The organism is Vibrio sp. OPT20, assembly GCF_963889365.1.
Taxonomy (GTDB): domain Bacteria; phylum Pseudomonadota; class Gammaproteobacteria; order Enterobacterales; family Vibrionaceae; genus Vibrio; species Vibrio splendidus.
In genome coordinates this window covers 611,610-624,266 of record NZ_CAWPOA010000058.1, presented here as the reverse complement: position 1 = coordinate 624,266, position 12,657 = coordinate 611,610, and the positions used below count along the sequence as shown (strand labels likewise).

12 protein-coding genes and 1 pseudogene are annotated in these 12,657 nt (G+C 45.6%); 3 read left to right on the top strand and 10 right to left on the bottom strand.

What is annotated here, in order from left to right:
- Nucleotides 1-23 precede the first annotated feature (23 nt).
- The 3 genes from AACR09_RS14865 to AACR09_RS14855 form a co-directional block, all read right to left on the bottom strand.
- On the bottom strand, nt 24-1,403 hold the full coding sequence (locus AACR09_RS14865; RefSeq protein WP_193835287.1) for a metal-dependent hydrolase family protein: 1,380 nt from the start codon (nt 1,401-1,403) through the stop codon (nt 24-26).
- Between the two features lie 357 nt (nt 1,404-1,760).
- A complete protein-coding gene (locus AACR09_RS14860) occupies nt 1,761-2,741 on the bottom strand; it encodes a helix-turn-helix domain-containing protein (protein WP_193835375.1) in 981 nt (326 codons plus the stop codon).
- 180 nt (nt 2,742-2,921) lie between these two features.
- Nucleotides 2,922-3,350 (bottom strand): PACE efflux transporter, encoded by a 429-nt coding sequence (locus tag AACR09_RS14855; RefSeq protein ID WP_017077482.1) that lies wholly within the window; start codon nt 3,348-3,350, stop codon nt 2,922-2,924.
- Nucleotides 3,351-3,488: 138 nt separating this feature from the next.
- On the opposite strand from AACR09_RS14855, the gene AACR09_RS14850 reads away from it, so the two are divergent.
- Both AACR09_RS14850 and AACR09_RS14845 read left to right on the top strand, forming a co-directional pair.
- Complete coding sequence (locus AACR09_RS14850; RefSeq protein WP_193835286.1) at nt 3,489-4,391, top strand: LysR family transcriptional regulator; 903 nt, start codon at nt 3,489-3,491, stop codon at nt 4,389-4,391.
- A gap of 419 nt (nt 4,392-4,810) precedes the next feature.
- Nucleotides 4,811-5,155, top strand: a complete 345-nt coding sequence (locus AACR09_RS14845; RefSeq protein WP_009844840.1) for a hypothetical protein — start codon at nt 4,811-4,813, stop codon at nt 5,153-5,155.
- 124 nt (nt 5,156-5,279) lie between these two features.
- Here AACR09_RS14845 and thiE read toward each other — a convergent pair whose 3' ends face one another.
- Nucleotides 5,280-5,897: a thiamine phosphate synthase gene (gene thiE, locus AACR09_RS14840; protein ID WP_102308488.1), complete on the bottom strand. Its 618-nt coding sequence runs from the start codon at nt 5,895-5,897 to the stop codon at nt 5,280-5,282.
- Nucleotides 5,898-6,159: 262 nt separating this feature from the next.
- Between thiE and AACR09_RS14835 the strand changes: the two genes are divergently transcribed.
- Nucleotides 6,160-8,103, top strand: coding sequence for a methyl-accepting chemotaxis protein (locus tag AACR09_RS14835; protein ID WP_193835285.1), 1,944 nt, complete (start codon nt 6,160-6,162; stop codon nt 8,101-8,103).
- Nucleotides 8,104-8,238: 135 nt separating this feature from the next.
- On the opposite strand, the gene thiM is transcribed toward AACR09_RS14835, so the two are convergent.
- From thiM to AACR09_RS14805, 6 genes and pseudogenes are all read right to left on the bottom strand, one after another.
- Nucleotides 8,239-9,024, bottom strand: a complete 786-nt coding sequence (gene thiM, locus AACR09_RS14830; RefSeq protein WP_102456569.1) for a hydroxyethylthiazole kinase — start codon at nt 9,022-9,024, stop codon at nt 8,239-8,241.
- 29 nt (nt 9,025-9,053) lie between these two features.
- Nucleotides 9,054-9,734, bottom strand: coding sequence for a thiaminase II (tenA, locus tag AACR09_RS14825; protein ID WP_193835284.1), 681 nt, complete (start codon nt 9,732-9,734; stop codon nt 9,054-9,056).
- Between the two features lie 8 nt (nt 9,735-9,742).
- Nucleotides 9,743-10,699 (bottom strand): ABC transporter substrate-binding protein, encoded by a 957-nt coding sequence (locus tag AACR09_RS14820; RefSeq protein WP_193835283.1) that lies wholly within the window; start codon nt 10,697-10,699, stop codon nt 9,743-9,745.
- A gap of 74 nt (nt 10,700-10,773) precedes the next feature.
- A pseudogene (locus AACR09_RS14815) lies at nt 10,774-11,508 on the bottom strand (ABC transporter permease); the annotation flags it as partial.
- A gap of 73 nt (nt 11,509-11,581) precedes the next feature.
- Entirely contained in the window at nt 11,582-12,340 is a 759-nt protein-coding gene (locus AACR09_RS14810) for an ABC transporter ATP-binding protein (protein WP_193835281.1), read from the bottom strand.
- Nucleotides 12,330-12,657 (bottom strand): bifunctional hydroxymethylpyrimidine kinase/phosphomethylpyrimidine kinase (locus AACR09_RS14805; protein WP_228010645.1); only part of this gene is annotated, 328 nt, incomplete at its 5' end. The genes AACR09_RS14810 and AACR09_RS14805, both read right to left, overlap by 11 nt.

The following is a 12,657-nucleotide window of genomic DNA, read 5'->3' as shown; positions in this document are numbered from 1 at the left end:
TTTAACTAAATTGTCGAACTGAGTTACAGCGTGTTTTTGTAGACTTTACCATCTTTCATGATGACTTTAATGGTGTCGATTTCAGGGCTGCGCGGCTCTGCATCAAACCATTTTTCGTTTGCCCCAATCACTGACAAGTCTTCAAGTGGGTTGCCTTCAACAATAATGATATCGGCGTATGCGCCCGCTTCAATCACGCCTAACTTACCCTCTGGGTATGGGTCCATCACGCCAGATAACTTAACGATCTCACCGTTTACCGATGTCATCCCTTTCAAAGTGAAGAAGTTGCCTAACTCTTTACCCGCAAGGAAGATCGTGTGGTCGGTTTGTTTGATACAAGAAACCACGTCACCAACACAGTCTGTGTGGAAACCCCATTTAGGTTGGTACTTGTTGACGTTCGATATGTAGTCTTTGAATGCTTTGGTTGCCGACTCCGCTTTACGCTTAGAGGCAGGGTTCGAGTTGATCGCTTCGATCTGCGTCAGGTAAGGTGAAAACGCGGTCATGTTAGTTGTGATGTAAGCGTCTTTATCTTCCATCTTGTCAGCGATATCGCCATCGAACATGAAACCGTGTTCGATTGTTTTAACACCCGCATCCAAGTTACGCATGATCGCTTTTTTACTGTAGGCGTGCGACATCACGTAAGAGCCATACGCATCAGCAATTTCCACGGCAGCTTCAATTTCTTCCGCAGACATCGCATTCAGCTGCCAAGGGTCAAATGTTGAAGCCACACCACCCGAAGACATGATCTTAATTTGCGTATTGCCTTGCTTGAAGTTTTGACGAGCAGCGGCTTTGATTTCTGTAATACCATCGGCATTAAAGCTCACGCTATTTCGAGCCATACTGGTTGATGAACCAAAGAAGTGTTGGTTAGCCGTGGTTAGGTTACTGAAATCGGCATGCGAACCCGTCGGGCCAATAAATGCGCCTGATGTGTAAAGTCGTGGGCCCGGCAACATGCCAAAATCGATTGTTTTACGTAAGCCAGTATTCAAGCCACCAGCATCACGCCACGTGGTGAAACCTGATTGAAACGCGGCGTTCGCGTTCACTGTCGCTCGCGCGGCTAACTCTTCGATCGTTCGGTTGTTTTCGTGGTCGCTTAGGTTACCGCCGTTAAGCAATAAGTGTCCGTGGCCTTCGATTAAACCTGGCATTAACGTTTTGCCTTCGCCGTCGATCACCACAGCATCACCTGCCTCTAGCGGGCTCGCAGAGATTTGTTTGATAAGATTATCTTCGACTAATACATGATGGTCTTCGTACAATTTGTTTTCAGTACCATTGAATACATCGACGTTAGTAAATAGCGTTGATGCGGCATTTGCAGAAAGAGCAAATGAACACGAAAGAGCAACAACAGAGAGTTTTAAGCCTGCATTTTTCATTTATACACCTTGATTCCGTTTATGAGTGGAGTCCACTTCCCATAACGATTCCGTAACTACTAATGAGTGTCATGAGGTTTCAAAGGTGTTTTTGTTAGCCGCGATAATCACAAAAATCTAATCAAAATTCCGGGAAAAAATCGAGGCAAAAACAACTCATCAACATTCAATAACTTAGTAGTGATACTGCCAGTGTTCAAGGTTGATAAATGGCCATTTGGTGACAATAAATAATTATGCGTTCAGGCTACGGTTTCTGCTTACTGGCTGGAATTTTTACTTACTGGCTAGAGTTTCGCTGCGGAGCGGTTATTGCCGAAGCTCTTACTGGTAGCTTGGTATTGCTGCTTACCGACGTTAGCTGTGCTCTTTTCGGTACTGTCTTGGCGTCATGTTCATCTGTCGTTTGAAGGCACGGGTAAAGTGGGAAGAATCGGAATACCCCATCTTCGCGCCCACTTGCGTGATCGATAGATCGGACTGCTCTAGCAACTCCAAGACCTGCTCAAGAACCATCTCTTCAATCAAGGTTTTGTAGACCACCCCTTCACTTTCCAACCGACGCTGGATTGTTCTGACATGAATATTCAGAATCTCAGAAGCTAAGCTAATTGGGAGTTTCCCCATCGTGAGATAAGGTTTAATAACAAGCTTAAAAGCGCTCAGGAATGAGCTAGGTAAAGGCTTAGTGAGATCTGATACTTGAGCAATTTTGGGTAAAACAATGGGTGCAAGCATGATGTCTTCAGGGATCTCAAAGGCTGTGACCGGTCTATACGTATAAAACTGAGCACTGCCCATTTGTGGTAGAGATTGAAAGCATTCGAGATCGCCATTCTGAATGCCAACCTCAGACGGCTTCCAACGACCTTGCGTTAATACTGAAAGTAACTCGTTGATGAAAATAACAGAGAACAGTTCAGCGAACTTAAACCAAGGTGCGTTAGTAAATGGCTTCTCGCGAACCAACCACCACTTGCCTCCGGATTGCTTGGTATAGACATTCGCACCATTGGATACGAGCTTCAACTGCTCACCAAATTGGTCTAGCGCACTTTTCAGCGAGTCTTGCTGACTCAGTTTAGCGACGAACCTTGGCACATAGGTTTGCTTGCAAAAACTCCACATAAACAGCGAAAACTCTTCTCTCGACGCAGATTCCCCCATAATCTTGACCACGTTCTTAACCGTTGTCTCAGGGAGATAATCGTAATGGTCATTACTGGTGAGAATATCATTAGGGATTTGGGCACTGCGTAGTAAGGTGTAGATTTCACCATCAATATGTTTGAACAGTTCCGCGAACAATTCGACTTCTTTCTTATCGACAACTGTCATTATCTGAGGGGTATTTGGCATCCTTTCCCTTATCTATTCGTTCACGAACTCAAATTATCACCTTTTTTAAGATAGCAGAACAAACGCCGCGTTACCTAGACCTACTAACCGGATGTCTCCGTCAAAATAACGAATAAACAAACGGTTAGTAGCCAAACTCGTGTTTACTGACTTGGTAGATTACTGAACGGCTAAGTCCGCTCTGCGTACCCAGAATGCTCGTATATGATCATAAATCAGATTAAACACAAACGCGTAAATGGTAATAAAAATGGTCACGCCGATATCCATTAAAAATGCCTGCCAAATCCCCACATCAAGTAAGTAAGCCATCACTGGGATCGTCGCCACCAGCAAGCCTGCCTCAAATAGCACAACATGAAAAACACGTAACTTGAGTGAACGCTTTGATTTTTCACCCGTGAAGTAGCGATCAAAAATGCGGTTGAAACAGTAGTTCCAAATCATCGCGATGGTCGCAACAACTATCATGGTTCCTGATAAGGCATTCACATCATGATCGGTAAATATCGCTAAGCCTATAATTGATAGTGTGACGGCCAATACTTCAAATAACACAGAGTGGAACACTCTTTCTAACGTACTCATACATTCCTCTAAATAATCTATTACGTGTTGGATTGGTCGAGATTATGTCACCTGAAATAATAAGAGAAAGTTAACAGCCATCACGAATAGTGATAGCCTAGGAGTTATTACCCCCTTTGGTATTGAGCGAGAGATAACATGTACAGTTTTGAGCAATTAAAAGTCTTCGTCACTGTGTGTGAAAGTGGCTCTTTCTCTGCCGCCGCTCGCAAACTGAAACGCGCTCAGTCTGGAGTCAGCCAGTCGATCGCCAACCTAGAAATTGCCATCGACCAAGAGCTGTTTAGCCGAGATAAAAACATCCCCGTTTTGACCAACACAGGTAAAGCATTATTACCTGTCGCTAAGTCGATTCTCGACCAACAAAAGTACTTCGACCAAAAAGTAGAATCGCTCACACAAGAAGATGAGCACGAACTGATCATTGCGGTTGATGAAAGCATCATAGATAAGAATTTCATTAAGATAATCAGCTCACTGGCCGATCAGTTCCCAATCACACACTTCGATATTATTACGACCTCAACCTTCGATGTTGAAGACCTGGTGAGACGTGGCGAAGCGCAGATTGGCATCATCTATGCGGATGGTGAACTTAAAGTGGATATGGACTTCTTCTTACTGGGCCAAGCCCGCTTTCTTACGGTTAGCTCCGCCACCCACGAACTCAGCCAAATGTCGGTAGTACAAGACTCAGATCTAAAGCGTTACCGCCAATGTGTGCATCGCAGTTCAAAGCAGCGCGAACTGTGGTTCACCTACGGTATTAGCTCGATGCTTTGGTATGCCAACAACCACAAAACGATCATCGATCTCGTTGAACAGAACGTTGGCTGGGCAAATGTGCCTGAAATGATGGTGATGGAAGGCATTCAAAAAGGCGAACTTGCAGCACTGCCAGTGGCACACGAGCATGGTGGTTGGATTACTCCAGTGGGTTGTTTGGTGTCTCGCAGCCATATCAATGGCCCAGTGTTAACAAGTTTACTTGAAAAACTAAAAGGCCACTCATTAGAGAACAATCAATGGCAAGCCAACTAATCTCCCCCCAATTCTTGAGTTCAGCCTATTTCAGCAACTGAATCCTAAGTCAATGACGGTTGTGTTTTCTCCAGCACTACCTCATTTCCGCTTTTCGTGCCGATAATTTTCTTTGTCGTGTGGATAAAACACCCTAGTTGATATCCCAAAGTGACATAACTAGTATGCGATCCCAAAGGGTTTGTCTTATCAAACTGATATCGACAAACCCAAATCGCTCTTTAACACCACTGACCCAACTTCAAATCTCCCACATAAGTGCCCCTGCCCTGCAACCACTTGTGAAAGCTTCAAATAGATCACTTTTGAATATTGATTCGCACCCAGTTTATGAGCCCTCTTCGAGTGCTTTTTTATATCTAAATGAACCTTTTGGAAAATTTGTCGTGAACGTTTTAAGAAATATTTGCCCTGAGAAAATGGGCAAAGAGCGTAACAAACGAGAGTATGATTTACGCGTACTTAATTGTGTCAGTGAAAGCGAGTATGAATCGCGTATGGCAGTTTGGAATAGCTTAACTTTGGTTGCTACTCCGTCTGTTTCAGAAACAAAAGGCTTCATCGATGAGGCTTTCAACAAACTTCAGCAAGACTTGAAAGAAGCCAGCCGCGAGTTATCGATAAACTACACAGACTTCATTGCAATGGCGCATGAAGAACTCAACTACATTAAGGTGTTTGTTGCTGATAAGACCGCACAATACGGCTGGTATGCCGCGATCGTTCTTATGATCATCGGTACTGTTGCTTTATGCGCTCAGTAAACCAAACTGTGTATTAAATAAATTGCCTTAAAAGCTCAAGCGATAAACATAAGCACATATCTGTGCTTATGTTTTAGCTAGAAAACAAACAGTTAAACTCATTTATTTTCTAGTCTAAAAGCCTTCACTCTCCCATCAGAGACAACAGATCCCGCGTCGCTTGTTTTGGATCTTCAGCGTGACATATCGCAGATACCAGTGCTAACCCATGAATACCGCTCTCAACTAACTGCGGGATGTTCGATTCGTTAATTCCACCAATACCGACAATCGGTAGCTTCGTTGTCTCCAACGCCATTTTAATTCCATCATAGCCCCAATGTTTCTTTAGATTCGTCTTGGTCGGTGTGGCAAAAAGCGCACTGAGGCCAATGTAATCGATCGGTAAGCTATCGGCTTCTTGTAACTGCTGTTCAGTTTCAATTGATAACCCAAGAATCTTATCTGGACCTATCAACTGGCGTGCTAACTCTGCAGGCATATCCGATTGCCCTAAGTGCAAACCATCGGCGTCGACAGCCAATGCAACGTCTACCCGATCGTTAATGATCAGCGGTACACCAGAACCTGCCAAAATCGACTTTACGGCTTGTGCTCGTTCAATGAAGGCTCTTACATCTCCGTGCTTTTCTCTCACTTGAACCATAGTGACGCCACCCGCAACCGCTTGTTCAACCACAAACTTAAGCGTTTCTAAATCTTGTTGGTCATCCGTTACTAAATAGAGCTTATAAGGGTTCATTTCGTACCTTTGGAGTCGATGTCTAAAATTGGCGTTGTACTATTTTACCGACAAATCGCATCATGTGCATGGAAGTTAATACTAAATTAGCTCAATTACACACGAACCATCAAATACGCAACTCGTTGAAAGCATGCCGAAAAACCTGAACTTTTTAACTAAAGCGTTACTTATTACACAAAGTATTCACTTCAAGCATGCCCAGAACGCTGTTTTATGAAATACTCCGCTGTGAAGGAATCAGGTAAATATAGGGATAGTTATGCGCCACCTTTCTATAGCGCTCAAGATCAAGCTGGGTTATGCCATCTGCTTGCTCTTTTTCGTCATTTCAGGCTTTGTGAGTTACAAAGGTATCCAAACCTTGTCGAACGGCTTTAGCCAATACAGTGAGCTCAGCCAAAAAGCGACATTATCTAGCAACATTCAAGTGCAATTTCTTCAGATGCGTTTAGCTTCTGAACGTTACTTAGAGTCATTGGATGAACAGTACGAAACGAATTATCAATCAAGCAAACTTGCGATTGATGAACTGCTCAACAACTTAATCCAATCCAACACCAAAACCGATAGCCTAGCTAGCCTGCAATTAGTGCAAGACAGTGTGGCGGCGTTTGATGTGGCTTATGGTTCAATGAAACAGAGTGAGCTTCTGATAGACCAACTGGTCAACGTTAAGATGGTCCAACGAGAAACCAACGCACTGAAAGCTGCTCAGAGCTTGTTGTATGAGTCTTACAATAACAATGATCCAAACGCGAGCTTATACGCGGGCATGTTGATGGAGAATTTCCTCGCAGCCAAGATCACTGTACTGAGTTACTCAAACAACAACGACCTCAAAACCTATGAGGCGGGTAAAGATATCTTTGAATATGCGCTACCAGGTATTGAAGGCGACATTGAATCTCTTAAATCATCCCCTTACCAAAGTGAACTGATTGAAGATTTCTCTAACCAGCGCGAAGCGTATGCAAAAGGCTTTGAGCAAGTTCATCAACAAATGATCGAGAACACGCAAAGAACTGCGACTCTTGCCTCGATTGGTGACAGCTTGGCTATCGCGGTAGCCGATGCTCAAAGTATTCTAGAGCAACAGAAACAAGCATTAACGCCAGAACTGCAAGCCAGTGAAAAACGTTCAGTTCAAATCATCTTCTTGCTAACGGGTGTGGCTTTGGTGATTGGCATGACGAGCGCTGTGTTGGTGACTCGTTCTATTACCAAAGGCATCGCACAGGTTAAACAGATCACCAATGAGCTTTCTCAGGGCAACCTGAATGTTGAAGTGAACATTGAGAGCAAAAACGAGATTGGCGAACTGCTGACCAACATGGAGATTACGATTGAATCTCTGCGCGATATTGTTGGCCAAGTGAACCGCTCTAGCGTGCGTATTGGTGAGATGTCGGAGTCACTCAATCAAGTGACAAACAACAGCTCGACCAACGCAACACAATTGAACAGTGAAATGATCAATATCTCTTCTGCCGTTGATCAATTGGCTTCCAGCACTTCAGAAATTGCTGCAAGTGCTAACCACGCGTCTCAAGTTGCTAACCAAGCAACCGAGAATGTGGCAATGGGACTCAAAGAAGTAGACAAAACACTGCATGAAATTGGCAGCGCCGATGAAAGCATGCAGGTCAGCAGCCAAAAAGTGACTGACCTACACAAAGAGTCGATGAACATTGGTGCCATTCTTGAAGTAATTAAAGGCGTTTCTGAACAAACCAACCTACTGGCATTGAACGCTGCCATTGAAGCCGCACGTGCTGGTGAGCAAGGCCGTGGGTTTGCCGTGGTAGCCGATGAAGTGAGAACGCTCGCTAAGCGTACTCAAGATTCTGCGAGCCAGATTGACGAACTCATCACCTCGTTACAGCGTGGCGCTAAAGATGCGTTAGAGTCGATCAAAGAGAGTCACAGCACGGTTTCAGATGCTTCGACTCAGGCACAACAAGCCTCTCAGAACCTGCATGTGATTAACCAACACATCCAAGATTTGAATCAGGCCAACAGCCAGATCGCAGTATCTGTTGACGAACAAGATTGCTTAACCAAGTCGTTGGGTGAAAACGCGCAAGGTGCAAACACCATCGCACAAAGCAACCAAGAGTCGGTCAGCAGCATTTCTGGTGCCGCGAGTGACTTAACCGAGGTTGCTCATCATCTAGAGAGCCAAGTAAATCGATTTAGAACCTAGCTGACTTTAAGTCTCTGTTATTTCGAGCCTCGTTTATTGAAAATATGGCGAACACGGTTTATATAATAAGAAAGCCCCCAGCACATTCGTGTTGGGGGCTTTTTAGTGAGCTAAATACTTATAGCCAGATTGAGGCTACTGAATCTTTAAACGTTGAATCAGTGTCTCTTCATCTAATTGATACAGCTCATCGAGTAAGTTCATCTGCAAGCTACCCGGGCCGCGTGAGTTCTCAGCTGCGATTTCACCAACCACACCCAACACCGCTGCGGCAGCCAAGCCACTGTCATCACCGACTGCAGCGAAAGCGCCCGTCAATGCCGTTAAGGTACAACCCATGCCTGTCACATAAGGCATCATTGGATGACCGTTGTTTAACGTCACAACACTGTCTTTCGTGACAACGTAATCCGTCTCACCAGAAATCACCACATTCGCACCGTATTCAGCGACTAAGCATTGCGCTGCGCCTAATGCAGCATCACTGCTATCTAGCGCATCAACGCCTTTGCTCTGTGCTTGCTCACCCGCTAGCGCAATGATCTCAGACGCGTTGCCACGAATGATTAGCTTATCCGCTAAGCGTGCGATTTCTCGAGAAGTCTCGGTACGCAGCGTGCTTGCGCCACAACCTACAGGGTCAAGCACCACAACCTTGCTGTTTGCATTCGCTTGTTCAACCGCGAAACGCATTCTTGGCGTCCAAACACTGTCGAGCGTGCCAATGTTAATCACCAAAGCGCCAGAGAAAGACATCATCTCAGCCAGTTCTTGCTGCGAGTGCGCCATGATAGGCGAAGCGCCAATCGCTAATAACGCATTGGCCGTGTTGTTCATCACGACGTAGTTAGTGATGTTCACAACCAATGGCTTTTGCTCTCGTACTGCGCGCAACGATTGGATGATTTGTTCAGTTAGCATGGATAAATCCTTATTCGTAAAAGTCGCTTTTAAGCCGAGGTTGAGTCATTAAGTGCATTCAGCCCTTGCTGCCAGAAAGCCACTTCCATACGCGTTGCGGTTTTGAAGATATGAACGATGTTCTGACCGCGCTCGCTGTTGATATCAATTTCAGCAAGCAGCTGATTGAAGTATTCTGCGCCCGTTGCCACGCCAGATTGGAACTCTTCTCCGCCGTAAAGCTGAAGCCAGCTCGCGTATGGGTTGCCTTCTAAAACAGTATCGCTGCTTTCTAACAACGCTTTACCGATCACAGCGTAACCAATGGAACACGGAGCCAGTGCCGCATAAAGATCGACAAGATCACCCGTCATGCCTGCATCCAGAACGTAGCACGTGTAAGCAACTGTACCGAAATCTTCCGGTTCGTTTTCTAGGTCAGATTCGGTTAAACCCCACTGACCACAGTAAGTCACGTGGTGAGAGATTTCAGAATCTAGCAGAGCATGAACACTTGGCAGTGCACGACGCATATCAGCCAAGGTTTTCGCCTTGTAAATCGCCAACGCATAAGCGCGAGCATATTGCTTCAAGAACAGAAAATCTTGTTTCAAATAATGCAGAAAACACGGCTGAGCAAGAGTGCCGTTTGCCAGCGTTTTAACAAAAGTGTGCTCTGTGTAGTCTTGCCAATCTTGTTGACAGGCTTGGATTAAGTCTTGGTATTTCATGAGATTCCTTAGTCAAAAGTCGGCACGTAGTCAGCGGCTTTTGGTAGTGATTTGATGATGCCTTTGTCGAACATGAACTGCGCATAGTTATCGTAACGTTTTAGGTCAACTGCTGAAGGGCGAAGTGCAAAACGAGTCAGTGTGTCGTTCCATGCGCGCTGGTTAAGTTCGTTGTTTAACGTATCTGGTGAATACGCAACAAACTCACTCCATGACTCTTGCGGGTGGTTCACGATGTAAGTTGTTGCTTGCTCCAATGCTTTGTTGAACGCTTTGATCGCTTCATCGTCGTGCTGCTTTGCGTTCGCAACAAAGATCAGCTCATCGTAAGCTGGCACACCGTGCTCTTCTGGGAAGAACGCTTTTGCTTTAAAGCCTTCAAGGGCTAACTGGTTGGTTTCGAAGTTACGTAGACCACCCCAGATTGCATCTACCTTGCCTGATGCCAATGAAGATGAAAGTGCCCAACCGACATTGATGGTTTGCACGTCTGTAAACGCAACATTTTCTTGTGCTAGCATGGTGCCGATAGTCGCTTCTTCGTTACCCGCAATCGCGATACCGATCTTTTTGCCTTTCAGATCCGCTAACGAATCGTTCTTGCCATTATCCAAAACCATCAACGTATTCAGTGGCGTTGCGATAAGAGTAGATGCACGAACCAGAGGTAAACCTACCGCTACATCCATGGTTAAACTTGGTTGGTAAGTTACCGCTAAATCGACCTTACCTGCTGCGACAAGTTTCGCTGGCGTGCTTGGGTCTGCTGGTTCTTGGATTTCAACCTCTAAGCCTTGGTCAGCGAAGTAGCCACGCTCTTTAGCAATCACAATCGGCCCGTGGTTCGGGTTCACAAACCAATCCAACATCAATGTCAGTTTCTTTTGTTCAGAGTCCGCTAGAGCATGACCTGAAACCAATGAAGCAAGCAGTGCCACTACACCTATCAATTTTGTATTTTTCACGGTTAACCTTTCCTTTTGAATATTATTCTTATGTTGAGCGAAGCCTTATTAAACAAGTGTTATTGAGCAAGCCATCATTGGTTCTCCCAAGGGATAGCTTTTTTGAGTAATTTGTCTGTAACGAAGTAGAGCGAGATAGACAGCACCGCCAAGATAAACAAGGCCGCAAACATCTCATCAATGATCATTCGTGCGTTGGCCTGTAGCATTAGATAACCCAGCCCTTCGCTCGAACCCACCCACTCCCCGACGACCGCGCCAATTGGGGCAATCACCACAGCCACACGAATGCCAGACGCTAATGTTGGCAGCGCAGCAGGCAGTTGGATATAACGCAGCAATTGCCATTTCGATGCGCCCATCGTTTTGGCAAGATCGAGATAGCCTGTCGGAGTATTTCGCAGGCCGTCGTAGCAACAGGTCGTCACAGGGAAGAATATAATGATCGCCGCCATCACCACTTTTGAGGCGATGCCATAGCCAAGCCACAACATCAATACTGGAGCAATCGCAAACACAGGAATCGCTTGGCTAGCGATCAAGATAGGCAACAACCAACGTTTCAGCGGCTCGAACATCAACATCTGTAGGGCGAAAAACAGCCCCATGGATAAACCGAGCAATAGACCAAGTAAGATCTCCTGCGCAGTCACCCAAGTGTGTTTGAGTAGCACATCGTAACGTTCAATAAGTTTTAAAAAGACTTCTGCAGGCGCTGGCAGAATGAAGCTAGGCATCTCAAAGATAACCACCACCATTTGCCATAAACCGAGAATCACAGCACTGCTGATCAGCAAACGCATAACGGGATTCATCTGACGCGGGCGCTTAGTCGTGATCTGTGTGTTAGTTGAATGAGCCCCAACTTCACTTCGCGTTAGATCATTCATAATCACGCTCCAACTGGTCTAAGATCGCTTGTTGTAACTCAGCGCATTCACCGTCTAACACTCGTGGTGTTGATGTGAGAGGCACAGATAAAGACTGAGCATTCGCAGGTGTGCCTTGCAACACATACAAATTATCCGCCAAGCGCACCGCTTCTTGTGGATCATGGGTGATCAACACAACGGTTTTACCTTTTAGCAGTTCACACGCTAAACTTTGCAGCTTGTGTCTTGTTACCGCATCCAGCGCAGAGAACGGCTCATCCATCAGCACGACTGGCTTGTCTTGCATTAAGGTGCGAGCCAAAGCAACACGCTGGCGCATGCCACCAGACAACTGATCCGGCATAGTAGACGCCTGATCAGCCAAACCAACCGCAGCTAACAACTCTAGTGCTTGATTAGTTTGCAGTGCTTTATCAGAGACTGGACTTTGAAAACGATGACTCAGGCAAACATTGTCGATGACCGATAGCCATGGCAGTAACAAATCTTGCTGTGCCATGTATGCGATGCGATCCGTTAAAGGCAATTCATCAGACGTTGCCAATGTGCCCTGCCACTCCACCTTATCGTCCAGTAAGCCTGCCAGATAACGCAATACCGTGGTTTTTCCGCAGCCACTTCGACCTAGTAATACCGTCCACTTACCTGCGTTTAAGCTAAGCGACAACCCAGATAAGGTTGCGTGCTCACTGTCGTTATAACGTAAGGAGGCATTGCTGAGCTGAACACCAACCGTATTAACGGACATTACCGTGTCCAGCAAAGAAGTGATTTACAGGGCCATGACCTTGACCGACTTGTAACTCATCAGCGTGAGCAATCGCGCGAGAAATGTATTGTTTGCCTAGGTCAACAGCCTCTGACAGCGTGTAGCCTTGCGCTAAGAAAGAAGCAATAGCAGAAGAAAGCGTACAGCCCGTACCGTGGGTGTTTTTAGTCGGGAAACGCTTAGCACTAATCAAAGCAGACGTGGTTGGGAGAATCAGTAGATCGTTACTGTTTTCATCCTTTTCTAAATGACCGCCTTTGAGAAGAACGGCTTTAGCACCTAGTGCGCGTAAATCT

Excerpts from the sequence above, each read along its gene's own strand:
- AACR09_RS14865 (WP_193835287.1), bottom strand. The coding sequence starts at position 1,403 with ATGAAAAATGCAGGCTTAAAACTCTCTGTTGTTGCTCTTTCGTGTTCA.
- AACR09_RS14860 (WP_193835375.1), bottom strand. The coding sequence starts at position 2,741 with ATGACAGTTGTCGATAAGAAAGAAGTCGAATTGTTCGCGGAACTGTTC.
- AACR09_RS14855 (WP_017077482.1), bottom strand. The coding sequence starts at position 3,350 with ATGAGTACGTTAGAAAGAGTGTTCCACTCTGTGTTATTTGAAGTATTG.
- AACR09_RS14850 (WP_193835286.1), top strand. The coding sequence starts at position 3,489 with ATGTACAGTTTTGAGCAATTAAAAGTCTTCGTCACTGTGTGTGAAAGT.
- AACR09_RS14845 (WP_009844840.1), top strand. The coding sequence starts at position 4,811 with ATGGGCAAAGAGCGTAACAAACGAGAGTATGATTTACGCGTACTTAAT.
- thiE (WP_102308488.1), bottom strand. The coding sequence starts at position 5,897 with ATGAACCCTTATAAGCTCTATTTAGTAACGGATGACCAACAAGATTTA.
- AACR09_RS14835 (WP_193835285.1), top strand. The coding sequence starts at position 6,160 with ATGCGCCACCTTTCTATAGCGCTCAAGATCAAGCTGGGTTATGCCATC.
- thiM (WP_102456569.1), bottom strand. The coding sequence starts at position 9,024 with ATGCTAACTGAACAAATCATCCAATCGTTGCGCGCAGTACGAGAGCAA.
- tenA (WP_193835284.1), bottom strand. The coding sequence starts at position 9,734 with ATGAAATACCAAGACTTAATCCAAGCCTGTCAACAAGATTGGCAAGAC.
- AACR09_RS14810 (WP_193835281.1), bottom strand. The coding sequence starts at position 12,340 with ATGTCCGTTAATACGGTTGGTGTTCAGCTCAGCAATGCCTCCTTACGT.